This is a genomic window from Pseudomonas sp. LBUM1668, from assembly GCF_059695715.1.
On sequence record NZ_CP166787.1, the window covers coordinates 323,646 to 348,038 of the forward strand.

General features: G+C 59.2%; 24 protein-coding genes and 1 tRNA gene. 11 read left to right on the forward strand and 14 right to left on the reverse strand.

Going from position 1 to position 24,393, the window contains the following annotated elements; genetic code table 11:
- Positions 1 to 61 precede the first annotated feature (61 nt).
- The 8 genes from ACA061_RS01465 to ACA061_RS01500 all read right to left on the reverse strand — a co-directional run bounded on the left by ACA061_RS01465 (position 62) and on the right by ACA061_RS01500 (position 8,677).
- Positions 62 to 1,120, reverse strand: a complete 1,059-nt coding sequence (locus tag ACA061_RS01465; protein WP_150617448.1) for a PDDEXK nuclease domain-containing protein — start codon at positions 1,118 to 1,120, stop codon at positions 62 to 64.
- Between the two features lie 244 nt (positions 1,121 to 1,364).
- Complete coding sequence (locus ACA061_RS01470) at positions 1,365 to 1,712, reverse strand: hypothetical protein (protein WP_497300441.1); 348 nt, start codon at positions 1,710 to 1,712, stop codon at positions 1,365 to 1,367.
- Between the two features lie 30 nt (positions 1,713 to 1,742).
- Positions 1,743 to 3,221, reverse strand: coding sequence for an aminotransferase-like domain-containing protein (locus ACA061_RS01475; protein ID WP_210554355.1), 1,479 nt, complete (start codon positions 3,219 to 3,221; stop codon positions 1,743 to 1,745).
- Positions 3,222 to 3,248: 27 nt separating this feature from the next.
- Positions 3,249 to 4,673, reverse strand: a complete 1,425-nt coding sequence (locus tag ACA061_RS01480; protein ID WP_497300442.1) for an L-lactate permease — start codon at positions 4,671 to 4,673, stop codon at positions 3,249 to 3,251.
- Positions 4,674 to 4,939: 266 nt separating this feature from the next.
- Positions 4,940 to 5,015: transfer RNA gene (locus tag ACA061_RS01485), tRNA-Phe, on the reverse strand.
- Between the two features lie 103 nt (positions 5,016 to 5,118).
- Positions 5,119 to 5,391, reverse strand: a complete 273-nt coding sequence (locus ACA061_RS01490) for an oxidative damage protection protein (protein ID WP_095190072.1) — start codon at positions 5,389 to 5,391, stop codon at positions 5,119 to 5,121.
- Positions 5,388 to 6,455 (reverse strand): A/G-specific adenine glycosylase, encoded by a 1,068-nt coding sequence (gene mutY / locus ACA061_RS01495; protein ID WP_150617452.1) that lies wholly within the window; start codon positions 6,453 to 6,455, stop codon positions 5,388 to 5,390. Before mutY ends, ACA061_RS01490 begins: the two co-directional genes overlap by 4 nt.
- Entirely contained in the window at positions 6,452 to 8,677 is a 2,226-nt protein-coding gene (locus ACA061_RS01500; RefSeq protein WP_497300443.1) for an AsmA family protein, read from the reverse strand. Before ACA061_RS01500 ends, mutY begins: the two co-directional genes overlap by 4 nt.
- Before the next feature lie 353 nt (positions 8,678 to 9,030).
- Between ACA061_RS01500 and ACA061_RS01505 the strand changes: the two genes are divergently transcribed.
- The 7 genes from ACA061_RS01505 to ACA061_RS01535 all read left to right on the forward strand — a co-directional run bounded on the left by ACA061_RS01505 (position 9,031) and on the right by ACA061_RS01535 (position 14,839).
- Entirely contained in the window at positions 9,031 to 10,695 is a 1,665-nt protein-coding gene (locus tag ACA061_RS01505) for an OFA family MFS transporter (RefSeq protein ID WP_150604031.1), read from the forward strand.
- Positions 10,696 to 10,957: 262 nt separating this feature from the next.
- The gene (gene hisB / locus ACA061_RS01510; RefSeq protein ID WP_042557195.1) at positions 10,958 to 11,551 is read left to right on the forward strand and encodes an imidazoleglycerol-phosphate dehydratase HisB; all 594 of its coding nucleotides are present in this window, start codon (positions 10,958 to 10,960) and stop codon (positions 11,549 to 11,551) included.
- Positions 11,551 to 12,189 (forward strand): imidazole glycerol phosphate synthase subunit HisH, encoded by a 639-nt coding sequence (gene hisH / locus ACA061_RS01515; protein WP_150604030.1) that lies wholly within the window; start codon positions 11,551 to 11,553, stop codon positions 12,187 to 12,189. Before hisB ends, hisH begins: the two co-directional genes overlap by 1 nt.
- Entirely contained in the window at positions 12,190 to 12,450 is a 261-nt protein-coding gene (locus tag ACA061_RS01520; protein WP_150593884.1) for a DUF2164 domain-containing protein, read from the forward strand.
- A gap of 42 nt (positions 12,451 to 12,492) precedes the next feature.
- Positions 12,493 to 13,230, forward strand: coding sequence for a 1-(5-phosphoribosyl)-5-[(5-phosphoribosylamino)methylideneamino]imidazole-4-carboxamide isomerase (gene hisA, locus ACA061_RS01525; protein ID WP_014336098.1), 738 nt, complete (start codon positions 12,493 to 12,495; stop codon positions 13,228 to 13,230).
- Positions 13,231 to 13,239: 9 nt separating this feature from the next.
- Positions 13,240 to 14,010: an imidazole glycerol phosphate synthase subunit HisF gene (hisF, locus tag ACA061_RS01530; RefSeq protein ID WP_497300444.1), complete on the forward strand. Its 771-nt coding sequence runs from the start codon at positions 13,240 to 13,242 to the stop codon at positions 14,008 to 14,010.
- Between the two features lie 73 nt (positions 14,011 to 14,083).
- Positions 14,084 to 14,839, forward strand: a complete 756-nt coding sequence (locus tag ACA061_RS01535; protein ID WP_150617454.1) for a substrate-binding periplasmic protein — start codon at positions 14,084 to 14,086, stop codon at positions 14,837 to 14,839.
- On the opposite strand, the gene ACA061_RS01540 is transcribed toward ACA061_RS01535, so the two are convergent.
- From ACA061_RS01540 to gpmI, 5 genes are all read right to left on the reverse strand, one after another.
- Positions 14,820 to 16,196, reverse strand: coding sequence for a Vps62-related protein (locus ACA061_RS01540; protein ID WP_150617455.1), 1,377 nt, complete (start codon positions 16,194 to 16,196; stop codon positions 14,820 to 14,822). The genes ACA061_RS01535 and ACA061_RS01540 overlap by 20 nt on opposite strands.
- A gap of 119 nt (positions 16,197 to 16,315) precedes the next feature.
- Positions 16,316 to 17,092, reverse strand: a complete 777-nt coding sequence (locus ACA061_RS01545) for a divergent polysaccharide deacetylase family protein (protein ID WP_497300445.1) — start codon at positions 17,090 to 17,092, stop codon at positions 16,316 to 16,318.
- 2 nt (positions 17,093 to 17,094) lie between these two features.
- Positions 17,095 to 18,414: a S41 family peptidase gene (locus ACA061_RS01550; protein ID WP_150604025.1), complete on the reverse strand. Its 1,320-nt coding sequence runs from the start codon at positions 18,412 to 18,414 to the stop codon at positions 17,095 to 17,097.
- A gap of 34 nt (positions 18,415 to 18,448) precedes the next feature.
- A complete protein-coding gene (locus ACA061_RS01555; RefSeq protein WP_150604024.1) occupies positions 18,449 to 19,753 on the reverse strand; it encodes a murein hydrolase activator EnvC family protein in 1,305 nt (434 codons plus the stop codon).
- A gap of 253 nt (positions 19,754 to 20,006) precedes the next feature.
- On the reverse strand, positions 20,007 to 21,536 hold the full coding sequence (gpmI, locus tag ACA061_RS01560) for a 2,3-bisphosphoglycerate-independent phosphoglycerate mutase (RefSeq protein ID WP_150617458.1): 1,530 nt from the start codon (positions 21,534 to 21,536) through the stop codon (positions 20,007 to 20,009).
- Between the two features lie 153 nt (positions 21,537 to 21,689).
- On the opposite strand from gpmI, the gene ACA061_RS01565 reads away from it, so the two are divergent.
- From ACA061_RS01565 to secB, 3 genes are read left to right on the forward strand one after another with little or no spacing between them, the layout of a single operon-like run.
- On the forward strand, positions 21,690 to 22,103 hold the full coding sequence (locus ACA061_RS01565) for a rhodanese-like domain-containing protein (RefSeq protein ID WP_042557204.1): 414 nt from the start codon (positions 21,690 to 21,692) through the stop codon (positions 22,101 to 22,103).
- Position 22,104: 1 nt separating this feature from the next.
- The gene (gene grxC, locus ACA061_RS01570; RefSeq protein ID WP_007909231.1) at positions 22,105 to 22,359 is read left to right on the forward strand and encodes a glutaredoxin 3; all 255 of its coding nucleotides are present in this window, start codon (positions 22,105 to 22,107) and stop codon (positions 22,357 to 22,359) included.
- A 57-nt stretch (positions 22,360 to 22,416) separates the two neighbouring features.
- Positions 22,417 to 22,902 carry a protein-export chaperone SecB gene (gene secB / locus ACA061_RS01575; RefSeq protein WP_042557206.1) on the forward strand — a complete coding sequence of 162 codons (486 nt, stop codon included), beginning with the start codon at positions 22,417 to 22,419 and terminating at the stop codon, positions 22,900 to 22,902.
- A gap of 182 nt (positions 22,903 to 23,084) precedes the next feature.
- Here the strand turns inward: secB and ACA061_RS01580 are convergent, their stop codons facing one another.
- Complete coding sequence (locus ACA061_RS01580) at positions 23,085 to 23,540, reverse strand: tRNA (cytidine(34)-2'-O)-methyltransferase (protein WP_003220777.1); 456 nt, start codon at positions 23,538 to 23,540, stop codon at positions 23,085 to 23,087.
- Here ACA061_RS01580 and ACA061_RS01585 point away from each other — a divergent pair.
- Entirely contained in the window at positions 23,539 to 23,976 is a 438-nt protein-coding gene (locus ACA061_RS01585) for a hypothetical protein (protein ID WP_150604022.1), read from the forward strand. The genes ACA061_RS01580 and ACA061_RS01585 overlap by 2 nt on opposite strands.
- Positions 23,977 to 24,393: the final 417 nt, after the last annotated feature.

Below are 24,393 nucleotides of genomic sequence, written 5' to 3' on the forward strand. Positions count from 1 at the left end.
CGACCTTTGCGAGATGCTGCCCACGATAGTCGCAGTACCTTAAAGGGACAATCTGCAGCGTTTATTCGGTGGATTCAGAGAGCATGCGTTCCTCGATCAATGCTTGTTCTCTTTGCAGCTCCGCTCGCAACTCTTCCACGCTGGGCAGTACTGTTTTGTAACTGCTGGCGAACAGTTGCTCATTGCCTTTGAGGATCGAGTAACGCGCGACCGCCTCGTTATCCTGCGCGCACAAAATGATCCCGACGGTCGGTTTGTCACCCTCACTGCGCTTGAGCTCGTCGTACATGCGCACATACATATCCATCTGCCCGACATCGCGTGCGCTGAGTTGGCCACGTTTGAGGTCAATGATCACGAAGCATTTGAGCAGGTAGTTGTAAAACACCAGATCGATGTACAGATCCGAACCGCCGGCGCTTATGCGTTGTTGTCGAGCCACAAAAGAGAAGCCCTTGCCCAGCTCCAGCAGGAAGCTCTGCAGATGATCGATGAGCGCTTGCTCAAGCCCCGTTTCATTCACCTTGCCCGGAGATGGCAGGCCGAGAAATTCGAGAATGACGGGGTCGCGGATGAACTCGCGTGGATTGCAGTTCAGTGCGGCGATGTTGGTGGTAGCTTCCTCGATCACGCCTGCCTTGTCCCGACTCATTAGCAGGCGCTCGTAGTACAGCGTATTGATCTGGCGATCCAAGGCGCGGCTCGACCAGTTGAGGGTGGCGCATTCGTCCATATACCACTGGCGAGCCTTTTCACTTTCGACCCTGAGCAGCCTGCGATAGTGGGTCCAGCTCAATTCGGAACGCACTGCGTTCCAAATTGGGAAAAGCTGATAAAAGCTGCGCATGTAGCGCAGATTTCGCTCATCAAAGCCTTTGCCGAACTGCGCCTTCAGTTCGTGCGCTAACAGGGCCAACAGTTGCTTGCCGTATCCCGCTCGTTTGGTTCCTTCCTGTTCAAACTCAACAATATGCCGGCCAATCTGCCAGCAGGTTTGCACCTGAATCGTATCTACAACGCGCAGCACTTTTTGCCGTGCCTGGCGGATCAGCTCGCCAAGTTCGCCCAGCAGTGAATCGATTTTCGGATCTTGCATGTCAGCAGGTTTCAGCTGGCTCATCGAATCTTCCGCATCATTGAAAACAGAAGTGCCAGCATGCCGAGAGTCGCTTGCGAAAGATGTCGGCCCAGCCTGCGAAGTCGGCAGGAAGAAGGGATGGGTGTTGCAGGAAGTTGCTGGCTCTTGACGCATTAAGTGGCGACGGTCTGTAGTCCATTTCGTACGCGCTCCAGATTCAACCGTTCTGGAGCGCGACCGGCCCGCGTTCAATCAAGCAAGCATGATTGTCGCAGGACGGGATTATTTATCGCCGAGTGCGCTTGCCTTTCGGCTTCTTCTCAGGCTCCTGCACTTTGCGATAAATCCACAATCCGAACACCCCGATAAACAGCAGGAACGCTGTGCCTATGCTTTGCGACACGAACTCGATCCAGAACCGCCGGGGTTGCAGGGTCAGGGTGTAGGTGTCTTTCGGGCCGCGATTGGTTGTGGTGATGGAGCCGCTGGTCCAGCTGTCGAACAGCATCCAGATGGATGCGCCGCAAGCGAAGGTAATCAGAACGCCAACGAGTACGGTCAGCCAGAAGGTCGCCCGGCTTTGGCGATACGGCGGCGGATGGGGCAGGGGGATGCGGGTTCTTTTCTGGTTCATCAGGTGGCTCTGCGAAAGTCCTTTTCGCGGTCAGGAAACCGCTGTTTCTTGAAGTTGTGCAGTCAGCATCTGCCGCACGTCTGATGGTCGCCCGGCGAGGTGCGCGCACTCGGCAATCACCTTCAGAATTGCGATCACATCCGGGGTCAGCGCTGTGCCAAGGCAGATACGCACGCCCGTGGTTGCATGCCCGTCGGCGAAAAAAATTCCGCTCCCGGCCACGTGGCAACCGCGCTCGCTGGCCAGCCGATCCAGCGCCAACATGTCCGTGTGTGCTGGCAACTCGATCCAATGAATGAACCCCCCGCGTGGTGGCACATACACGGTTCCCGCAGGGAAATCCGTGCGCACCAGCGCTTCGACAAAGCTTGCATGCGAAGACAGTTGCGACCTGAGCCTGGCGCAGTGTTCTTCCATGTAGCCGCGCCCGATAAATTCGTTGAGGACATTTTGCGCCAGGCTGGAAACCGCCAGGTTGCGGGAAAACATCTGCGCCAGAATGGCATTGCGGTACTTGCCGGCCAGACACCAGCCAACGCGATAGCCGGGCGCGATGGTCTTGGAGAATGACGAACAGTAAATCGTCTGTCCGCTGCTGTCGTAGCTCTTGATCGCGCGCGGGCGTTCGCCTTCGGGCACCAGGTCGAAGAAGATATCGTCCTCGATAATCGGCACATCCGCGTCGCGAGCGATCTGTGACAGCCGTGCGCGGGTTTCCTCGGGCATGATGAAGCCACGGGGATTCTGCAGGGTCGGGTTGAGAAAGATCACCGCGACCTTTTTCAGTTTCAACGCCTCTTCGAGGTGATCGACGTCGAGGCCCAGTTTGCCGTGCGTACGGATCGGCAGGGCGCGCATGCCCAGGCGTTCGATGGTCTGCAGGATGCCGTAATAGGTCGGGGTTTCGATGGCGACGGTGGCGCCTCGCGGCGCGACGGCTTCCAGTGCCAGCTCCAAGGCGATCGTGTCGCCCGATGTCATCAGAATATCGTCTGGCCCGCAAACCACGCCACGGGTCAGCATCAGTCCGGCAATCCGACGGCGCAGCGCTGGCAGGCCGGGCGGTGCGACCAGCCCGGTCAGCGAGTTGTCAGCTTTGCCGGCCAGCACCGAAAGGCACTTGTTGAGGAGCACGTTCGGCGTGAGGTCGCCGTGCAACACGGCCGAGTTCAATGACGCGGTAGTGCGCGAAGCCGCTTGGGAGAGCATCGCGACCACCGCATGATTGACGTTGACCGGAACACTGGAGAAATCAAAATCACTGGCCGGTTTGCCCCGTCCTGAAGCCGAGACAAAATAGCCGACACGGGGGACCGTCGAAACATAGGCATCGGCTTCCAGATCCGCCAGCGCGCGCTGAACGGTGGTGATGCTGGTTTCAAACATTCGGGTCAGGGCGCGGATCGAGGGCAGCTTCGTATCGGCCGGCCATTCCCCGCTGTCGATCTGACGAATGATCCAATCCTTGACTATCCGCCAGCGCTTGTCCGGCAAATCAAACCTGTCCATAAGTTCTCTGTTGTGTCGCGAAACAATTCAGAGAAAGTAGAGTAAAACGCCCCCCGTTGCAGCAACTATGACGATGTTGAGCGCAACCAGGCCGAAGGCGAATCGGATCAGACTGTGCTCTTCATGCCGGTTGGCGCCGGCCAGCCCGGTGATCAGCGACAGAATTGATAGCGACCCCAGCGCGCCATGCCCGGCGGCACTATTGACCATCGCGGCCAGCCACGCGCCGTGCTCACTGGTCAGTGCGGCGATGGACGGCATGACGAGTGTGTTGCCGCCGACGTTGGAGCCAGTGACATAACCGGCAATCCCTGCCAGCAACGCGATGGTCGGTGCCAGGGAAATCCCTGACAACGATTGCAGCGTGCGCTGCGCCTCGACCAGGAACCCGGCATTGACCATCACTTGCGAGAGCAGCAAAAACAGGAAAATCGTCGTGACCGGAAACTTCGCCCGATTAAACAGCGCGCGCCACGGGAAGCCCGCCGCAGCGCTTTGCCGAATCGCCATCCACAAGCTGACGATCATCAATGCCAGTCCAGGGGACGCCAATGGCTTCCACGAAACGTGTTCGCCTTTGACGATCCACAGTGCATCCCAGCCCGACAGAACAAACAATCCTCGCGACGCAACGATCACCCCCAGCAAGGCCAGATAGGGCCACGCCGCGTTCGGCCAGCGCAGCCGTTTTCTGCGTTGTACGAACGAAATGCCCAAGCCAACGCAGGCCACGGCCAGACCGGCCAGCACACCGGAGACTTCCGGCCCGATCCACAGGTTGATGGAAAACAGCACTGCGACAAACAGCGCCGTCACCACGATCAGCCCCAGCCACGGCGAGACGCTGCGGATGCCGCCCTGCCACATGGCAATCGCGGCCAGGCAGAGGAACACCGGCGCACTGATCAGCGCCGAATGACTGCCGAGGGTTTGCGCCGGCAAGTGCGCGAGCAACGCGCCAATCACCGTCGCCAGCCCCAAAGTGCCCCACGGCATGATGACCATCCCTGCCAGCGCGATTTTCATCCCCGACTGTCGCGTAAACAGGCCTATCAACAGCGGCACCGTAGCGATCAGCGAGACGCCGAAACCCGTCATCGCTTCAAGCAACGGCGCCAGGCCCAGCACGATGAAGATGATCTGCGCCGGCGGTGTCCAGCCGAGCTCTTTGACCCAGGCACCGATGGCCTGAGGCGCACCACCGCGCTCGACCAGAATGACAAAGGCCAGCCCCGGTACGATCACGCAAGCGGTGCTGAGGAACAGAATTGTGGTGTCCTGAAAGATTGCAGAAGTGATCGCGACGGATACGGCCCCTGCAGCGCCTGACAGCCACAGTACGAGCGCCAGTGCCACGCCCGCCAGCGCGGCTTGTACGGGTGGGCGGCGGACGATCAGGATTAATGCAATGACCAGAACGATGGGGGACATTTGCAACAAGAGAGAGCTCATGCACAGGTTTCCAGAAAACAGGTAATGCGCTCTGACGATTTGAAAGGTCCAGAGTGTTTGCGGGGCGCGAGGTATGGCCAGGCATGGGTTCGCCAAGGCGTGTAGAAATACTGGCGAGTTTTTCTGTACGGGGAGAGATACAGATTTCGGGTTTTTTCCAATACACCCGAGGGCGATGGATACCGAGAGAAGCGGGGTGAGGAGGAGGGGATCAAATCGCAGGCATAAAAAAACCCTGAATCTTGCGATTCAGGGTTTTCGGTATTTGGTGCCCAGAGACGGAATCGAACCGCCGACACGGGGATTTTCAATCCCCTGCTCTACCGACTGAGCTATCTGGGCAACGGGGCGCATTAAAAGGGTTTTTCGGATTCTCGTCAACGACTTTTTTAAAATTTCTTAAATTAATTCCGTCGCTTACGATCCGACCCCCGATTTTGTGGGCTTACTGCGCAGGCGGAACGTAGCCTTCGGCCTGGGCGTATTCCTCGCCGGAGAAATACTTGTCCATTTCGCCCTGCAGAAATTTGCGATCTTCGGCGTTCATCATGTTCAGGCGTTTTTCGTTGATCAGCAGAGTCTGGTGTTTCTGCCAGTCGGCCCAGGCCTTGGCCGAGACGTTGTCAAAAATGTCCTGCCCTTTGGCGCCCGGGTACGGTGGGCGTTCCAGGCCTTCGAGTTGTTCTTTGTACTTGCGGCACATTACGGTGCGGGTCATGGCGACTCTCCTGCATTCAAGACGGCGGCCGCGCGTTCGAGCAAGGTTTTGACCGGGGCGGCGAGGCCCAGGCGCGGCGGGGTGGCGAGGTTATACCAGAGCCAGTCGGCCTCGGCCACGTGATGGCTGGCCTCCTGCACCTGAACCAGCCAGGGTTCGATGGCCAACTGGAAATGGCTGAACGTGTGGACGAGGCTCGGCAGCGCCTGCTGCTCGCCCAGTGCCAGCGAGTGTTGATCGGCGAGATGTTGCAGGTCGTCGAGGTCGTCGAGTTCCGGCAGGCTCCACAGACCGCCCCACAAACCGGTCGATGGGCGGCGATAAAGCAGAATCGCGCCCTCGCCATTGGCCAGCATCGGCATCAGCGTGCGTTTCTGCGGGATAGCTTTGCGCGGCTTGGGAATCGGATAGCGCGTCTCCAGGCCGAGCATGTGGGCTTCGCAGCCACGCTCCAGCGGACACAGCAGGCAGCTTGGCTTGCTGCGGGTGCACAGCGTGGCGCCGAGATCCATCATTGCCTGGGTGTAGGCGTTGACCCGATCGTGCGGCGTAAAGCGCTCGGCATTGGCCCACAGCTGTTTGGCGACCTTCGGCTCGCCGGGGTAGCCCTCCTGCGCGGTAAAACGCGCCAGAACGCGTTTGACGTTGCCATCGAGAATCGGCGCGCGCAGGCCCATGCTGATGCTGGCGATAGCGCCAGCGGTGGACAGGCCGATGCCCGGCAACTCGACCAGCTTCTCGACATCGCGCGGAAATTCGCCAGCGTACTGGCTGACGACGATCTTCGCGGTTTTCTGCAGATTGCGTGCGCGGGTGTAGTAACCCAGGCCGGTCCACAAGTGCAGCACTTCGTCTTCCGGCGCTTCGGCCAAGGCTTCGACCGTTGGCAGCGCGGCCATGAAGCGGTCGAAGTAGTTGAGCACAGTGCTGACCTGAGTCTGCTGCAACATGATTTCCGACACCCAGACCCGATACGGGTTGATGTCCTGCTGCCAAGGCAAATCGTGGCGGCCATGGCGGTCGAACCAATCCAGCACCGCCTCTGAAAACTGCTCCGCTCTCATCGCTTGAACAGCCCCTTCAATGCGTTTTTCAATTCCGGGCTGACCTTGTCGCCAAGTTTCTCGTCGATCTTCTCGCTGAGTTTGTCGCCGGCCAGTTTGCTCGCGACCTGGCCCATGCGTTCGTTATCCAGGCGGCATGCCTTGGCGCCCAATTCCAGCGGGCCACGGCAGCGCAGTGGCCACTCGATGCCGACGAACTTGTCGCCAACCTGACAGGCCGGATCCGGCATGGCGCTCGTGTCGCCTTCGACGATGATGCCGACGCGGTAGTCCATGCCCAGCACCCGCAGATCGATGTCGCCGTCACCGTTGACGGTCATGCCCGGAATACGAACCTTGAGGTCCGGGTTGCTGGCGATGCCGTTACGGAAAGTCAGGTTGCCCTTGAGTTCCTGAAACGGAGTGTCCTTGCCCCGTGGCTCGCCGCTGAGTGATTTGCGATTGAGGGTGGCGATGCCTTTGCACAGTTGCTGCTCAAGGTTGGCGTTGAGCAGCACGCCGTTGTTGATGACGAAACTGGCGTTGCCGTTGAGGCTGTCGATCAGCGCCTGTTGGCTGTTGCCGCTGCCGGTGAGGTTGCTGGTCAGTGTTACCAGGCCTGTGACGGGCGGTTTTTTGCCTTGGCTTTCGAGGATTTTTTCCGCTGGCACGCGGTTGATTTTGGTCTGCAGGTTGAGCACCGGGGCGCTCGGACGCACGTCGAGGGTGCCTTTGGCTTCGAAGCCGCCGTTGTACAGCTCGCCGCTGAGGTTGCCGAGGGTCAGCAGACCGCCCTGGCCGGTGGCTTTGAGTGCGGCATTCTGGATCGGCAGTTTGTCGAGGGTCAGTTGGCCGAAGGTCAGGTCGGCGTCCACGTCGAGCTTGGCCAGGCGTTCAACCGGCAGCAGGCGCTCGGTGCTCCAGGCGGTTTTGCTCGGTTTGTCTGGCAGGGCCGTGGAGCCCGCACCGGCGATGGCATTGGCTTCGGTGCTGGCGACTTCGGCCTGACGGGTTTGCGTGGCGCTGTTGGCCTTTTCCGATTTCGGCGGCAGGTAACGGTCGACGTCGAAGGTGTCTGCCTTGAGGATCGCCCGCAACGATTGCTTGGCGAAGTCTTCGACGGCGATGCGCCCGCTGAAGCTGCTGTCGTCGAGTTTCAGGTTGATGTTGTCGAACGCGACGCTGCTCGGTGTGGCCGCAATGCGGCTGACCAGTTCGACTTTGCTCAGGCTGCCTTCGGCCATGGCCGGCAGTTTTTGACCGATGCTGTCGACGAATTTCGCCAGATCGAACTGGGCGATCGAGATACCGCCAGTGATCTGTGGGGTCTTGTCGAGGTCGTTGGCTTTCAGTTCACCCAAGGCGCGCAATTGGTTGGCGGAGATCTTGATCCCGGTCCATTCGGCTACGTTCGCCGCTTTATCCAGCAGCAGTTGCCCTTGGGCGGAGAAGGTCATGGTCTTGCCTTGCAGCGGATCGCCCGCCACTTCGCCGGAGAGCTTCATGTCTTCGAACTTGTAGCGTTGCAGGGCGCGCTCGAAACGCAACTCGCCATTGAGCTCGGTGCGCACGCGCAACACCGGCTGATTAGTGCCGAGAAATGCCGTGGCTTTGATCGGGATGTTGGTCGAGTCGTGCACCGGGCCGGTGCTCAACTGGATGCTCTCGGCACTGAACTGCTTGCCGCTCAGTTCATCGTTGTACTCAACGCGGGCGTTGTTGACGGTCAGGCTGTCGATGTCGAGGCGGATCGGTTGCGCCGGTTTCTCCACGGCGACAGGGGCGTCGCTGGCGGGTTGGCCAGGAGCAGTGGCTGGCGGCGTTGCACCAGGCGCGACCGGCACCTTGCCGATATCTTCCCAGTTGCCATGGCCGTTCTTGTCACGGTTCAGGCGCAGGTTGAGGCCTTCGACGCGCACATCGCTCATCTGCACTTCGCGGCGCAACAGCGGCAGCACGCGCACGGACAGGCCGAGCATCTGCAAATCGGCAAACGGTTCGGCGGGTTTGGCCAGGGTGGCGACGCTGGCTTCGTGCAATTCCAGGCCGAGCCACGGGAACAGGCTCCAGCCGATATCGCCATTGAGCGTCAGCTCGATGTGGGCCTTGTCGCGGGCTATCTGGCGGATCTCGTCTTTATAGTCGTTGGGATCGAAGAGGTGGGTCAGGGCAAAGCCTGCCGCCACAATGATCAGCAACAGCCCGAGGAGTACCAGACCCAGGATTTTGCCGAACGCTTTCATGGGCGAGTCCTTGTAATTAGTCGAATTCGTAATTTAGCCGGGGAGTATAGCGCTGCATCAGTCTTCACTGCTGAGGCGTCCTGCCTTGGTCGTTGACTCGCCGCTTGTAGCGCTTCGACAACGGATGCGATGGGGGTTCACCGCAGAGATAAGATCAGGTAACAGAAAAAAGGTGATATCAGTTTGGTTTTTCTGTCACGTGCAAATGGTAACCTTCGCCGGTTCGTCCGTCCTTCTGCGACTTAACGTCGCGCCTTCAAGGAGCTTCACTCAAAAAAACGGTCATGCCTGCGTGCATAAGGCCGGGGGTGAACAGTGGCTGGCGAACCATACTAATAATTGGGGGATACACAATGAGCACGAGCATCACGGCGGACGGCTTCAAAGCCGATCAGCCCGCGTTCCTGTCCAAGGAACGCATCATCGCCAAGCCCGGTTTCAACCGTTGGCTGGTTCCACCGGCCGCTCTGGCCATTCACCTGTGCATCGGCATGGCCTACGGCTTTTCGGTGTTCTGGTTGCCGTTGTCCAAGGCGTTGGGCGTTACTGCACCGGTGGCTTGCGCGCCGGACATGAGCTTCATCGCACAAGTCTTCTCGTCGCAATGCGACTGGCCGATCTCGATGCTCGGCTGGATCTACACCCTGTTCTTCATCTTCCTCGGCTGCTCGGCAGCTATCTGGGGTGGCTGGCTGGAACACGCCGGTCCGCGTAAGGCTGGTGTGGTTTCGGCACTGTGCTGGTGCGGTGGACTGCTGATTTCGGCGCTGGGGATTTATACCCACCAGATCTGGCTGATGTGGATCGGTTCCGGCGTGATCGGTGGTATCGGTCTGGGCCTGGGCTATATCTCGCCGGTGTCGACCCTGATCAAGTGGTTCCCGGACAAGCGCGGCATGGCGACCGGCATGGCGATCATGGGCTTCGGCGGTGGCGCGATGGTCGGTGCACCGTTGGCGACCGCGCTGATGAGCCACTTCGGCTCGGCTGAAGGCGTTGGCGTCTGGCAGAGCTTCGTGGCCATGGCGGCGATCTACTTCGTGTTCATGATCGGTGGCGCCCTCGCTTACCGCGTGCCTCCAACCGGCTGGAAACCTGAAGGCTGGACAGCTCCAGCGAAAAAAGCATCCAACTCGATGATCACGCACCGTCACGTGCACGTGAATGTGGCGTGGAAAACCCCGCAATTCCGTCTGGTCTGGCTGGTGCTGTGCCTGAACGTGTCTGCCGGTATCGGCATTCTCGGCATGGCTTCGCCACTGCTGCAGGAAGTGTTCGGCGGCAAACTGCTGGGTGTTGATGTGCCGTTTGGCCAACTCGACGCCGGGCAACTGGCTTCGATTGCCGCGATTGCTGCCGGTTTCACCGGTCTGCTGAGCCTGTTCAACATTGGTGGCCGTTTCTTCTGGGCATCGTTCTCGGACTACCTGGGCCGCAAAAACACCTACTTCGTGTTCTTCGCACTGGGTTTTGCCCTGTATGCGCTGATCCCGAACCTGGGCCACCTGGGCAACGTTGCGCTGTTCGTGGCAGCGTTCTGCATCATCCTGTCGATGTACGGCGGTGGTTTTGCGACGGTTCCGGCGTATCTGGCCGACCTGTTCGGGACGCAGATGGTTGGCGCGATCCACGGTCGTCTGTTGACCGCTTGGGCGGCGGCCGGTGTGCTTGGTCCGGTGCTGGTGAACTACCTGCGTGAGTATCAACTGAGCATCGGCGTTGAACGCGCTGCCGCTTACGACATCACGCTGTATATCCTCGCCGGTTTGCTGGTGCTGGGCTTCCTGTGCAACCTGCTGGTGCGCCCGGTGGCTGACAAGTACTTCATGACCGACGCCGAACTGGCTGCCGAACAGGCGCTGGGCCATGACAAAGGCGCTGATGCGACCACCGTTCTGGAATGGAAAGCGGCACCAGGCAGCAAGCCGTTGGCGATTGCTGCTTGGCTGGCAGTGGGTATTCCGTTGGCATGGGGTGTGTGGGTGACTCTGCAGAAAACGGCGGTATTGTTTAACTAAGTAAAAAGCAGTACCCCTGTAGGAGTGAGCCTGCTCGCGATAGCGGTCTGACAGTCACAGAAATGTTGATTGCAAGGTCCTCATCGCGAGCAGGCTCACTCCTACAGTTGTTTTTGGGCGCCTGTAATGGCTTGTATGGACATGTCTACCCGCGACACCCCCGGATTCACTCCGTCAGCCATATCCCTTCTCGTGTTTCTGTTTCGCGTTCGCGTGCCTATAATGGCTGCCTTTTTCGCCCAATGATTTTGCGGAGCTGGTGATGGCCGAACGTAAGGCTTCTGTCGAGCGCGACACTCTGGAAACCCAGATCAAAGCCTCGATCAACCTTGATGGCACCGGAAAGGCCCGATTCGATATCGGTGTTCCTTTTCTTGAGCACATGCTGGATCAGATCGCCCGTCACGGGTTGATCGACCTGGATATTGAATGCAAGGGCGATCTGCATATCGACGACCACCACACGGTGGAAGACGTCGGTATCACTCTCGGCCAGGCTTTCGCCAAAGCCATCGGCGACAAAAAAGGCATCCGTCGTTACGGCCACGCCTACGTGCCGCTCGATGAAGCGCTGTCGCGCGTGGTGATCGATTTCTCCGGTCGTCCGGGCCTGCAAATGCACGTGCCGTACACCCGCGCTACCGTTGGCGGCTTCGACGTTGACCTGTTCCAGGAATTCTTCCAGGGCTTCGTCAACCACGCGCTGGTCAGCATGCACATCGATAACCTGCGTGGCACCAACACCCACCACCAGATCGAAACCGTGTTCAAGGCTTTCGGCCGCGCGCTGCGCATGGCTGTCGAACTCGACGAGCGCATGGCCGGGCAGATGCCATCGACCAAAGGCGTTCTGTAATGCAGACCGTTGCAGTTATCGATTACGGCATGGGTAACCTGCACTCGGTGGCCAAAGCCCTGGAGCACGTCGGCGCCGGTAAAGTGTTGATCACAAGCGATGCGGCCGTGATCCGCGAAGCTGACCGCGTGGTGTTCCCGGGTGTCGGCGCGATTCGCGATTGCATGGCGGAGATCCGTCGCCTCGAGTTTGATTCGCTGGTGCGTGAAGTCAGCCAGGATCGTCCGTTCCTCGGCATCTGCGTCGGCATGCAAGCCTTGCTCGATACCAGCGAAGAGAACAACGGCGTCGACTGCATCGGCCTGTTCCCGGGCGCGGTGAAGTTCTTCGGCAAAGACCTGCATGAAGACGGCGAACACCTGAAAGTCCCGCACATGGGCTGGAACGAGGTGAAGCAGAAGGTCAGTCACCCGCTGTGGCACGACATTCCGGACATGGCGCGTTTCTATTTCGTGCACAGCTACTACATTGCCGCTGCCAACGCGCGGCAGGTGGTGGGCGGCGGTCATTACGGTGTCGATTTCGCTGCAGCGCTGGCCGATGGCTCGCGTTTCGCCGTGCAGTTCCACCCGGAGAAGAGCCATACCCATGGCCTGCAATTGCTACAGAACTTCGCTGCATGGGACGGTCGCTGGTAAATGGCCGCCAAGAAATCCAGACCGCCGATCCTGACCCTCACTCCCGAACAGGAGAACGAGGCCAATCACAAGATCAAGCGGTTCATGGAGGATCGTTTCGAACTGGACCTGGGTTCGTTCGAAGCGGCAGAAATTCTTGAGCTGTTTACCCGCGAAATTGCTCCGCACTATTACAACAGGGCGATTTTCGATGTGCAGACCCACCTCAAGGAACGGTTTGAGAGCATCGAAAGCGACCTGTGGGCGCTCGAGAAAAACTGATTTCCGAGCCAAGCTGAACATTCAAATTTGAAGGTTTGCCAGATGCTGATTATCCCCGCTATCGATCTTAAAGACGGTGCCTGCGTACGTCTGCGCCAGGGCCGCATGGAAGATTCCACGGTGTTCTCCGATGACCCGGTGAGCATGGCTGCCAAGTGGGTGGAGGGCGGCTGCCGTCGTCTGCATCTGGTCGACCTGAACGGCGCCTTCGAAGGCCAGCCGGTCAACGGCGAAGTGGTCACCGCCATCGCCAAGCGCTATCCGAACCTGCCGATCCAGATCGGCGGCGGCATTCGCTCGCTGGAAACCATCGAGCACTACGTCAAGGCTGGCGTGAGCTACGTGATCATCGGCACCAAAGCCGTGAAAGATCCGGCCTTCGTCGCCGAAGCGTGCCGTGCGTTCCCGGGCAAAATCATCGTCGGCCTCGACGCCAAGGACGGTTTTGTCGCCACTGACGGCTGGGCTGAAATCAGCACCGTGCAGGTCATCGATCTGGCCAAGCAGTTTGAAGCCGATGGCGTGTCTTCGATCGTTTATACCGACATCGCCAAAGACGGCATGATGCAGGGCTGCAACGTACCGTTCACCGCTGCGCTGGCTGCTGCAACCAAGATCCCGGTGATCGCTTCCGGCGGTATTCACAACCTCGGTGACATCAAGTCGCTGCTCGACGCCAAGGCGCCGGGCATCATCGGTGCCATCACGGGCCGGGCGATCTACGAAGGCACCCTCGACGTCGCTGAAGCGCAAGCTTTCTGCGATTCGTACAAAGGCTGAGGACTGACCATGGCGCTGGCCAAACGCATCATCCCTTGCCTGGACGTGGACAACGGCCGGGTCGTCAAAGGTGTGAAGTTCGAGAACATCCGCGACGCCGGTGACCCGGTGGAAATCGCCCGTCGTTATGACGAGCAGGGTGCTGACGAGATTACCTTTCTCGACATCACCGCCAGCGCCGATGGCCGCGACACCACGCTGCACACCGTCGAGCGCATGGCCAGCCAGGTCTTCATTCCGCTGACCGTTGGCGGTGGTGTACGCACCGTGCAAGACATCCGCAACCTGCTCAATGCCGGCGCGGACAAGGTTTCGATCAACACCGCAGCGGTGTTCAACCCTGAATTCGTTGGCGAAGCCGCGCAGCATTTCGGCTCGCAGTGCATCGTCGTCGCCATCGATGCGAAGAAGGTGTCGGGTCCGGGCGAAACCCCGCGCTGGGAAATCTTCACCCACGGTGGGCGCAAGCCGACCGGTCTCGACGCAGTCGAATGGGCGAAGAAGATGGAAGGCCTCGGTGCCGGTGAGATCCTGCTGACCAGCATGGATCAGGACGGCATGAAAAACGGTTTCGACCTCGGCGTGACCCGCGCCATCAGCGATGCACTGGGCATTCCAGTGATCGCTTCCGGCGGTGTCGGCAACTTGCAGCATCTGGCCGACGGCATTCTCGAAGGCCACGCCAGCGCGGTGTTGGCGGCGAGTATTTTCCACTTCGGCGAATACACCGTGCAGGAAGCCAAGGCCTATATGGCCCATCGCGGGATTGTGATGCGTTAAACGGTACAGGCCAGTGGACAGCATGGCGTGCCCAAGGCACTCTTGGGCACGCCATGGATTTCGGTAGCCCGACATGATCAAACGCCTGCTTCTTGTTCTCGCCAGTGCTTCTTTGTTGCTCATCAACAGTGTCAGGGCCGAAAACAATCCCGACACCGATCTGGTGCTCCTCACCGAAAACTTCCCGCCGTACAACATGGCGAAGAACGGCAAGAACTTCGCTCAAGGCGAGAACATCAACGGTATCGCCACCGATATCGTGCGCGAGATGTTCCAGCGTGCCGGCCTCACTTACAGCCTGACCCTGCGCTTCCCTTGGGAGCGGGTGTACAAACTGGCGCTGGAAAATCCCGGATACGGCGCCTTCGTGATGGCGCGTCTGCCCGATCGCGAAAAACTCTTCAAGTGGGTCGGCCCGATCGGCCCCGACGACTGGATCCTGTTGGCCAAGGCTGATAGCAAGATCACCCTCGAAACCCTCGATGATGCGCGCAAGTACAAAATCGGCGCCTATAAAGGCGACGCGATTGCCGAGACGCTGACCAAGCAAGGCTTGAAACCAGTGGTTGTGCTGCGCGATCAGGACAATGCGAAAAAGCTGATCAACGGCCAGATCGACCTGTGGGCCACGGGCGATCCTGCCGGCCGTTATCTGGCGCGGCAGGATGGTGTGACCGGACTCAAAACCGTGCTGCGCTTCAACAGCGCCGAGTTATACCTGGCGCTGAACAAGGACGTTTCCGATGAGATCGTCACCAGGCTGCAGACGGCTCTGGATCAACTGCGCAAAGAAGGTGTCGTTGACGACATCATGGCGCGCTATCTGTAACCACCGGCAATTCGGGCGCCGGTTCAACGGTCATATCGACGTCGACTGTTGCAGCCTGCGCTGAAGAGGCCGTCAGCGGTAGCGGGCACTCCTGCTCTGTTTCTTCCGATTGCGCTGGGAATTCGGTCAGATAAAGGCTGTCGTTGTCGGCGTAATGAAGGTCGGACGCTATTTTGGTGCCATCCGCGCGCAGCAACTCGTAGTGACTTTGCATTCGATACACGGCCATCGATTTGCCCTTCGCTGCCATGGCAAGCACAACGACAGACTGGGGATCGAGCCATCCAGTCGAAGTCCTTTCCGTGTAATTGAAGGAATCGGGCAGGCACGCCCTGAATCGGATCACGCGATGGTCAGTGGGCACTTTGGCTGGCCAGGTTGAGTGGACTCTAATAGAAGAGACGTCACTGAAGAGCAACATTTCGTGCCGGTTGTGAGCGGGGTTAGCAATCCATTTGACGGGTAGGGAGTGTTCCGTGTCGTTGCGGGTGGATCCGACGAGCATGTACTGGTCGGTGCGCCTTAACTGGTAAAAAGGCGTCTGCTGAAATTGCTCGGTGGGTTGAAGTTGATCCGTTACGGCGAACCAGGGTAGCCGGGCGACCTGCGTAATCTTCTTGGCTCCGTCCGAAACAGGACCCGAGCTTGTGGTCAATGTCGGGGCTTCTGCAGGCGTTGAGACTTCAACTGCAATCGGTACCCTCAAGGCATAGGCTTTATGGTGGCTGGCCGGTACTTGGTGGCTTTGATCGGCAATGAAGGAGCCGGATGTGAGGCAGATTTCGCCGATAATGCCAAACGGCGGGGCAATGCTCCAGACACTACAGTTGAGTTTTACGCGGCTACCTTTGTCGTTCCAGATCTGCTCGCCGATGCCCGCTTCGGTAACCAGGTCTTCCCTGACGCAACGAAGAGAATTGAACGAAGGTTTGGTGTTGTCGTTGGTGCAGACAGTGCCCAGCGCAACGTAGCCTATGGGTGCTATCGGTCGCCAAATGTACAAACGGGTGGCCACGGCCGAGGCAGAGTTTCGCCAAATCAGCTCGAAATCGACGGGCCGGTTGAGCGCATGTCCTTTGGTTTTTTCCGATCCCGTATGCTCGCCCTCGCAGACAACGGGCGTCACCATAGTGCCGTTAGGGTTGTCATGATCGCGCAGCGCGATATCGCCCAGCGAAAAGTATCCATGCAGTAGATCTGGAGCGGGTATCGGGCGCCAGAAGCTTGCACGCTGGGAGGGTATCGCTGCGGTGTCCTGGATCCGCTGAAACTCCGTCGTGAAGTTGATCAACAGGTTGTCGACTTTGATGGATTCCATTTGCCTGGCGGGCAATACGGCATTGTCTTGAGTAGTCATCGTTATTCCTGATAGTAGAAAAGCGACTCAGGGGGAGTCGCGACCTGTTGCAGGTCTCACTATCTGCAAGTGCGCCAGGCACCTGGTGGTAACTATGTATTGGATAACGTGACAGGGTGTTACCGGTACACGCCGTCCTTGCCATGCCCGGCCATGGCGCGATTGCTGCGCAAACTGATCATCTGCTTGATGTTGATCCACTCGATGCCCTGGGCTTTGAGTTTGGGCAACTCGCGTTCCAGCACCGCCAAGGTCTGTGGATACGGATGGCCGATCATTACGGCTGAACCTTGTTTGCGCGCCAGACTGATTGCCGTCTGCAACTGCGTGAAGATCGCAGCTTCAGTGCGCTCGTCATCAAGAAAAACATCTCGCGAAACACTTGCCAGAGCAATTTTCTGCGCCTGCTGGGCGGCCACGGTCTGCGCACTGGTGCGGCTGTCGACGAAGAACTTGTGACGGCGCTGCAACTCGCCCATCAACCACGCCATGGCCACGGGTTGCGCGGTCATGCGGCTGCCCATGTGGTTATTGATGCCAGCGGTGTAGGGGACCCTTTTGAAAGCAGCGTTGAGGCGTTTTTCGAGTTCTTCGATCGGCAGTTCGGGATGCCAGGCATAAGGCCCTGTAGCCGGATCCATCGGCATGTGCAGGATGACGATCTTGCCGGCGCTGTGGGCTTCGCGGGCAAACTCGGTGGCGTGCGGGGTGTCGGGCATGATCGCGGCGGTCACCGGCCCGGGCAGGGCCAGCACACGGCGATCCCGGGGCAGGTTTTGCCCCAGGTCGTCGATGATCAGCGTCAGGTAGGCTTTGTGAGGCGTTGAGCTGGCGGGTTGTGCGTTAGCAGCACCCGCCAGACAGCACAACAGAACGAAGACGAAACGCAAAGACATCCTCAACGGCCGGACGTAATGCTCAGGCCTTTGAGCAGGCTCAGGGCCTGGGCCAGTTGGTAATCGTCATCCTGCGGCATGGCCTTGGCCTTGCCTGCGGAACCGCTTGGTTTGTCGGCGCCGCCGTTGCCGTTGCCCAAGTGGCCTTGCAGATCGGCTTCCTTGAAGTATTCGCTGTCCGCCTCGCTGGTGATCTTGGCCTTGCGCACTTCGATGTCCGGGACGATGCCCTGAGCCTGGATCGAACGGCCATTCGGTGTGTAGTACAACGCGGTGGTGATCTTCAGTGCGCGGTCGTTGTTCAGCGGCAGCACGGTTTGTACCGAGCCTTTGCCGAAACTGGTGGTGCCCATGACCACCGCACGTTTCTGATCCTGCAGGGCACCGGCGACGATTTCCGACGCCGAGGCGCTGCCGCCGTTGATCAGCACGACCATCGGCACCGCTTCGCTTTCATCTTTGCCGGTGGCAGAGAAGCGCAGCTCGGAGTTGGCGATCCGGCCTTTGGTGTAGACGATCAGGCCTTTGGTGATGAAGTGGTCGACCACTTCCACCGCTGCCTGCAACACGCCGCCCGGGTTGTTACGCAGGTCGAGAATGATGCCGTTGAGCTTTTTGCCGTTGTCTTTGCGCATCTTCGCCAGGGCCTTGGAGACCTCATCACCGGTCTTGACCTGGAACTGAGTGATGCGGATGTAGCCGTAGCCCGACTCCAACAGCTGCGCCTTGACGCTTTTCACCTGAATAACGGCGCGCGCCAGGGTTACGTCGAATGGCGTGCCACCGTCGCGCACCAGAGTCAGGGTGATTTTCTGGCCGATCTTGCCGCGCATCTTGTCCACGGCTTCGGTCATGGTCTGGCCGCGAGTCGGCTGACCGTTGATCTTGACGATGAAGTCGCCAGCCTGAATGCCGGCCTTCGACGCTGGCGTGTCATCAATAGGCGAGACGACTTTGATAAAGCCGTCTTCGGCGCCGACTTCAATGCCCAGACCGCCGAACTCACCGCTGGTGCTTTCCTGCAACTCGGTGAAGTCTTCAGGGCCGAGGTAGGCCGAGTGCGGATCAAGGTTGCTGAGCATGCCCTTGATCGCGTTTTCCAGCAGGGTCTTGTCGTCCACCGGCTCGACGTACGCGGCTTTGATCCGGTCCATGACCTCGGCAAAAGTGCGCAACTCTTCCAGCGGCAGCGGGGCCTTGGAGGTCGCAGCTGTGCCTGCCGGAGCGACGGCCGGAGCCGGTTGAGCGGCGAACGCCAGAGGCGCGCCGATCACCAGGGCGATCGTCAGGGCCAGCGAGGTAAGGCGGGACAAATGCAGCATGTCGAACGAACTCCTAATGTTGGTGACTCAACGCCTATCCTTGCGCGCGGCACCATTGCGCCGGATCACTCGGGTGACCCTGCTGACGAATTGCGAAATACAGCGCTGATGTGTCCTGGCCGCCACTGTTACCGACAGTGGAGATGGACTCACCGGCTTTAACCACGTCACCCGCCGACTTGAGCAGTGTCTGGTTGTGACCGTAAAGACTCAGAAAACCATTGCCGTGATCGAGGATCACCAGCAACCCGGCGCCGCGCAGCCAATCGGCAAACACCACGCGCCCACCATGGACGGCATGCACCTGGCTGCCGGCGGAGGCGCTGATCATCACGCCATCCCACTTGGTGCGGGCGTCGTCGCCACGGCTTTCACCGAAGCGTGCCAGCAGTCGACCATCAACCGGCCATGGAAGTTTTCCCCGGGTTGCCGCAAAAGCTCCACCAAAGGTTTCGCCACTGCTGGAAACCAGCGCGCCGGGAGACGATTTGACAGGCTTTCGTGGGGCGTCGCTGGTGTCCGATTCTGTATCCGCGTGGGCTTGCGCCTCACGCAAACGCTTTTTTTCCGCTTCCTGCTGGGCGATCAGCGCTTTCTGTCGCGCTTCTTCTGCCTCACGGGCCTGACGGGCCAGGGTTTCTTCAATGGTTTTGAGGACTTTAGACAGGTCTGCCTGATCCTGCTCGCGCGCGGCGAGTTTCTGGTCGCGGGCCTTCACGTCGTCATTGAGCTTGGCGAGGGCTTGCTGGCGCTCCTTGCGAACCTTGTCGAGCTCGTCGCGGCGGGTGTCGAGGTCGCTTTTCTGGACCAGCAACTGCGCCTGCTGCAAGCCGATGTCTTTTTCGACATTGGCTAATTGGCGCAGGGTTTCGTTGAAGTTTTTCAGCTGCTCCAGGCGGGCCTGGCTCAGGTAATCGTAATAGGTGAGGGTGCGGGCAAACTTCTCGGGATTCTGCTGGTTGAGCAGCAGTTTGAGGTACTCCTGACGGCCGTTCTGATAGGCCGCACGGGCCTGGATGGCGATCAGTCGTTGTTGTTCAGTGCGCGCGCTCTGGAGTTTTTTTTTCTCTGCATCGAGTCGCTGTAGCTCGGATTCGCTTTTCTGCAGTTCTTTCTGCAGCGCATCGACCTGCTTCTGCAGCTTGCCCAGCTCGGTCTCGGTGCCCTTGAGCTCTTTCTGTACGCCGGACTTTTCTTCCTGAACCTTGCTCAGCAGCTTTTTCAGCTCGGCAATGTCCTGACGCGTGGCGTCCAACTGTTGTTGGGTTTGCGCGCGCTCGTCAGCGAAGGCCGGTTGGAGCAGGCAAGTCAGAGCGAGGGCAATCAGGACGCGAAGCATAGGGGCGGGCGGCACCAGGGTAATGGACGGCCTAGTATGCCCGCCCGAGGCTGCAAAAAAAACGCCCAATTGGGGCTGTGTGATAACTGGCCGGAGATACAGCTGCAAATAATCTTTGAAACCACCCTAGACCAATGTGGGAGCTGGCTTGCCAGCGATGGCGTCTGAACATTCAACATAGCTGTTGGCTGTCAGATTGCTATCGCTGGCAAGCCAGCTCCCACAGGGTTTTGCGGTGTTTTGGCGATCCGGGTCAGACCAGAATCGAAGTCCCGGTCATTTCCGCCGGTTTTTCCAGACCCAGCAGCTTGAGCATGGTCGGCGCCACATCCGCCAGTACGCCGCCTTCACGGACCTTGAGATCGCGCTTGCCCACATAAATGAACGGCACCGGCTCGGTGGTGTGTGCGGTGTGCGCCTGGTGGGTTTCTTCATCGGCCATTTTTTCAACGTTGCCGTGGTCAGCGGTGATCAGCGCTTCGCCACCCACCTTGTCCAGTGCTTCGACGATGCGCCCGACGCAAGTGTCCAGGCATTCAACCGCTTTCACTGCCGCGTCAAACACGCCGCTGTGGCCGACCATGTCGCCGTTGGCGTAGTTGACCACGATCACGTCGTAGCGCTGGTTTTCAATGGCTTCGACAATACGGTCGGTCACTTCCGGCGCGCTCATTTCCGGCTGCAAGTCGTAAGTGGCGACTTTCGGCGACGGGATCAGGATGCGTTCTTCGCCCGGGAACGGTTCTTCACGGCCGCCGGAGAAGAAGAAGGTGACGTGGGCGTATTTCTCGGTTTCAGCGATGCGCAGCTGGGTTTTGCCGTTTTTCGCCAGATAGTCGCCCAGCACGTTTTCCAGGCTGCCCGCAGCGAACGCCGACGGCGCAGGAATACTCGCGGCGTACTGGGTCAGCATGACGAAACCGGCCAGTTTTGGCTGACGCGCGCGCTCGAAGTCCTTGAAATCGTCTTCGACGAACACGCGAGTCAGCTCGCGGGCGCGGTCGGCGCGGAAGTTCATGAACACCACTGCGTCACCGTCTTCGACTTTGACCGGCTCACCAATGGTGGTGGCTTTGACGAATTCGTCGCTCTCGCCACGAGCATAAGCGGCGTCCAGGCCTTCCTGAGCGGTGGCAGCGTTGAATTCGCCGTTGCCGTCGACGATCAGGTTGTACGCCTGGGCCACGCGATCCCAGCGGTTGTCACGGTCCATGGCGAAGTAACGGCCGACGATGCTGGCGATGCGGCCCTTGCCGAGTGCCTGGAACGTCGCATCGAGCAGTTCGATCGACGAAGCGGCGCTTTTTGGTGGCGTGTCGCGGCCGTCGAGAAAAGCGTGCAGGTAGATTTTTTCGGCGCCGCGCTTGAAGGCCAGTTCGGCCATGGCAATCAGGTGATCCTGATGGCTGTGCACGCCGCCCTCCGACAGCAGGCCCATGAAGTGCACGGCTTTGCCGGCAGCCACGGCTTTATCTACAGCGGCGCAGATGGTCGGGTTCTCGAAAAACTCGCCGTCGCGGATCGATTTGGTCACGCGGGTGAAGTCCTGATACACCACACGACCGGCGCCTAGGTTCATGTGGCCGACTTCGGAGTTGCCCATCTGGCCGTCCGGCAGACCGACGTCCATGCCGCTGCCCGAGATCAAGCCGTTCGGCTGGTTGGCCGTCAGGCGATCCAGCACAGGCTTCTTCGCCGCAAAAACGGCATTGGATTCGGGGCTGTCGCTGTGACCGAAGCCGTCGAGAATGATCAGGACCAAAGGTTTAGGCGTGGTAGTCATGGAATCCACTCGTGGCTGATAAAGAAGAGGGCGATGGAAAAGGGAGTTGGAGTTTAAAGCGAAGTTCCGACCGCGTCACCGCCGGACGGGGTTTGGCCCACCATAGTGGCTGTGTATACTGGCCGACATTTTAACGCCCTGGAACCTCCTTCGATGGTTGCTCACCTGATTGAATTTGCCACTAACCACTACATTCTTGTCGGTATCTTCGTCGTACTGCTGGCTCTGCTGCTGGCGCACACGATGCAGGGCGGCGGTAAAAGCCTGAGCACCGGTGAGCTGACCGCGCTGGTCAACAAAGATGCAGGCGTAGTGGTAGACATTCGTACAGCCAAGGATTTCGCTGCCGGCCACATCGTTGGTGCGGTGAATATTCCCCAGGACAAACTGGCCGCACGCGTCGCCGAGCTGGAAAAGCACAAGGCCAAGACCATCATTCTGGTCGATGCCCTGGGCCAGACCGCCGGCACCCACGCCCGCGAACTGATGAAATCCGGCTTCACCGCCGCCAAGCTGTCCGGCGGGATCTCCAGCTGGAAAGGCGACAACCTGCCGCTGGTGAAGTGATATGAGCGAAGTCATCGTCTACTCCAGCGATTACTGCCCTTACTGCTCGCGAGCCAAGTACCTGCTCGAGAACAAAGGCGTGGCCTTCAAAGAGATCAAGGTCGATGGCAAGCCGCAGGTGCGTGCCGAAATGGCCCAGAAAGCCGGACGCACGTCTGTGCCGCAGATCTGGATCGGCAGCAAGCACATCGGCGGCTGTGACGATTTATTCGCCCTGGAACGCGCCGGCAAGCTCGACGCGTTGCTCAAGGCCTGAACGGCTGCACCCACGTACAGCACTCCCTAAAAGACCCAAGATCAGAAAGGATCTGAGATGACTGACCAACAGAACACTGCAGCCAGCGAAGAAGAAACCGCACCGCAATTCTCCTTGCAGCGCATCTACGTACGCGACCTGTCCTTCGAAGCCCCGAAAAGCCCGGCGATCTTTCGCCAGCAGTGGGACCCGGCGGTCGGTCTGGATCTGAACACCCGTCAGAAAGAACTGGAAGGTGATTTCTACGAAGTCGTACTGACCCTGTCCGTTACCGTGAAAAACGGTGAAGAAGTCGCCTTCATCGCTGAAGTGCAACAGGCCGGTATCTTCCTGATCAAGAACCTGGACGCGGCTTCGATGAGCCACACCCTGGGTGCGTTCTGCCCGAACATCCTCTTCCCGTACGCTCGCGAAACCCTGGACAGCCTGGTAACCCGCGGTTCGTTCCCGGCGCTGATGCTGGCTCCGGTGAACTTCGACGCCCTGTACGCGCAAGAGCTGCAGCGCATGCAGGAAAGCGGCGAGACGCCAACCGTTCAGTAAACGGTGAGTAACGCCCCATGAAAAAAGCGCCTTCAAACGGCGCTTTTTTCATGGGGCAAACGAAACCTTCGTGTAGGAGCTGCCGAAGGCTGCGATCTTTTGATCTTGATCCCCGAAAAACAAGATCAAAAGATCGCAGCCTTCGGCAGCTTCTACAGAGGATTGATAGATCCGCTGCGGTGTTATTTAAAGTCGTTCTGCCGCCACGCTTCGTACACGGCCACTGCCACGGTGTTGGACAGGTTCAGGCTGCGGCAGCCTTCACGCATCGGCAGGCGCAGGCGCTGTTCGGCCGGCAGGGCGTCGAGCACTTCTGGTGGCAAGCCTCGGCTTTCCGGGCCGAAGATGAACGCATCGCCCGGGACGAACGCGGCATCATGAAACGGCCGCGAACCCTTGGTGGTGAACGCGAACAGGCGTGGATTGCCTAAACTTTCCAGGCAACTGGCGAGGTCGGCGTGGCGTTGCAGCGTGGCGTATTCGTGGTAGTCGAGACCGGCCCGGCGCAGGCGCTTGTCGTCCATCTCGAAGCCCAGCGGTTCGATCAAATGCAGGTGGCAGCCGCTGTTGGCGCACAGCCTGATAACGTTGCCGGTATTCGGCGGAATTTCTGGTTGAAAAAGGATGACGTGAAACATGCACGGCTCCGAAGGTAAAGATGACGCGCATTCTACGCCGCAAGCGGACTCGCGTTCGAAACTATTCCCGCGGGTGATCGGTTCGCTGGCGATTGTCGGTTTGATGATCGGTTTGATGATCGGTCGCCTGACCACGCCGGATCCAACCGTTTTGCAGCAGGTCGAGGTGATCGACGGTGGGCTGGTGGTGTGGTTCAACAACGAACCGAAACTGCACGGCGAGATCATCGACGGCACGGTGGCGCTGTTGTTTCAGGCGGATGGGCGGGCGCAGAAAGGCCAGTTCAAGCTCAATGGCAAGGATGTGAATTGGCGTACGCGAATGAGTGACGGCGGATTGTTGCTGACGGTGCTGGCGGCGCGGCCGCTGCAGGGAGATTGGGCCGGCAGCGAGGTCGATGACCGCTGGCGGCTGCAGATCCATCTGCGCGAGTAATAAAAGCGGGAATCCCTGACCTGCCTGTATCAGGGTTCCCAAAAGGCTGGACTTCGCTCAAAGCGTCAGTCCGGTGTAAAGAGGGAACCCCCGGCCTGCCTGTACCAAGGATCCCAAAAGGGTGAGCTCGCCGCGTTGCGGTGTGAGCCCGATGTAAAGAGGGGAATCCCCGGCCTGCCTGTACCAAGGTCCCCGAAACGGGTGGTGAAACGAATCACCTGTGAGAGGTATTGCAGGGGACGTGCCAGGTTTTCGCATTTTGAAACAGGAAATATCTACGGATATACAAAACCCCCGTTTTCCGGAGGTTTGAAGGGTTTTGACGCTGGACTTTCGGTTAGTTCAGACGGGATTTTGAAACGCCTGCCGTGCCCGGTTGCGGGTCATCGTGCATTGATGCGGTGCATGTAGACTCAA

Excerpts from the sequence above, each read along its gene's own strand:
- ACA061_RS01465 (WP_150617448.1), bottom strand. The coding sequence starts at position 1,120 with ATGAGCCAGCTGAAACCTGCTGACATGCAAGATCCGAAAATCGATTCA.
- ACA061_RS01470 (WP_497300441.1), bottom strand. The coding sequence starts at position 1,712 with ATGAACCAGAAAAGAACCCGCATCCCCCTGCCCCATCCGCCGCCGTAT.
- ACA061_RS01475 (WP_210554355.1), bottom strand. The coding sequence starts at position 3,221 with ATGGACAGGTTTGATTTGCCGGACAAGCGCTGGCGGATAGTCAAGGAT.
- ACA061_RS01480 (WP_497300442.1), bottom strand. The coding sequence starts at position 4,673 with ATGAGCTCTCTCTTGTTGCAAATGTCCCCCATCGTTCTGGTCATTGCA.
- ACA061_RS01490 (WP_095190072.1), bottom strand. The coding sequence starts at position 5,391 with ATGACCCGCACCGTAATGTGCCGCAAGTACAAAGAACAACTCGAAGGC.
- mutY (WP_150617452.1), bottom strand. The coding sequence starts at position 6,455 with ATGAGAGCGGAGCAGTTTTCAGAGGCGGTGCTGGATTGGTTCGACCGC.
- ACA061_RS01500 (WP_497300443.1), bottom strand. The coding sequence starts at position 8,677 with ATGAAAGCGTTCGGCAAAATCCTGGGTCTGGTACTCCTCGGGCTGTTG.
- ACA061_RS01505 (WP_150604031.1), top strand. The coding sequence starts at position 9,031 with ATGAGCACGAGCATCACGGCGGACGGCTTCAAAGCCGATCAGCCCGCG.
- hisB (WP_042557195.1), top strand. The coding sequence starts at position 10,958 with ATGGCCGAACGTAAGGCTTCTGTCGAGCGCGACACTCTGGAAACCCAG.
- hisH (WP_150604030.1), top strand. The coding sequence starts at position 11,551 with ATGCAGACCGTTGCAGTTATCGATTACGGCATGGGTAACCTGCACTCG.
- ACA061_RS01520 (WP_150593884.1), top strand. The coding sequence starts at position 12,190 with ATGGCCGCCAAGAAATCCAGACCGCCGATCCTGACCCTCACTCCCGAA.
- hisA (WP_014336098.1), top strand. The coding sequence starts at position 12,493 with ATGCTGATTATCCCCGCTATCGATCTTAAAGACGGTGCCTGCGTACGT.
- hisF (WP_497300444.1), top strand. The coding sequence starts at position 13,240 with ATGGCGCTGGCCAAACGCATCATCCCTTGCCTGGACGTGGACAACGGC.
- ACA061_RS01535 (WP_150617454.1), top strand. The coding sequence starts at position 14,084 with ATGATCAAACGCCTGCTTCTTGTTCTCGCCAGTGCTTCTTTGTTGCTC.
- ACA061_RS01540 (WP_150617455.1), bottom strand. The coding sequence starts at position 16,196 with ATGACTACTCAAGACAATGCCGTATTGCCCGCCAGGCAAATGGAATCC.
- ACA061_RS01545 (WP_497300445.1), bottom strand. The coding sequence starts at position 17,092 with ATGTCTTTGCGTTTCGTCTTCGTTCTGTTGTGCTGTCTGGCGGGTGCT.
- ACA061_RS01550 (WP_150604025.1), bottom strand. The coding sequence starts at position 18,414 with ATGCTGCATTTGTCCCGCCTTACCTCGCTGGCCCTGACGATCGCCCTG.
- ACA061_RS01555 (WP_150604024.1), bottom strand. The coding sequence starts at position 19,753 with ATGCTTCGCGTCCTGATTGCCCTCGCTCTGACTTGCCTGCTCCAACCG.
- gpmI (WP_150617458.1), bottom strand. The coding sequence starts at position 21,536 with ATGACTACCACGCCTAAACCTTTGGTCCTGATCATTCTCGACGGCTTC.
- ACA061_RS01565 (WP_042557204.1), top strand. The coding sequence starts at position 21,690 with ATGGTTGCTCACCTGATTGAATTTGCCACTAACCACTACATTCTTGTC.
- grxC (WP_007909231.1), top strand. The coding sequence starts at position 22,105 with ATGAGCGAAGTCATCGTCTACTCCAGCGATTACTGCCCTTACTGCTCG.
- secB (WP_042557206.1), top strand. The coding sequence starts at position 22,417 with ATGACTGACCAACAGAACACTGCAGCCAGCGAAGAAGAAACCGCACCG.
- ACA061_RS01585 (WP_150604022.1), top strand. The coding sequence starts at position 23,539 with ATGCACGGCTCCGAAGGTAAAGATGACGCGCATTCTACGCCGCAAGCG.
- ACA061_RS01580 (WP_003220777.1), bottom strand. The coding sequence starts at position 23,540 with ATGTTTCACGTCATCCTTTTTCAACCAGAAATTCCGCCGAATACCGGC.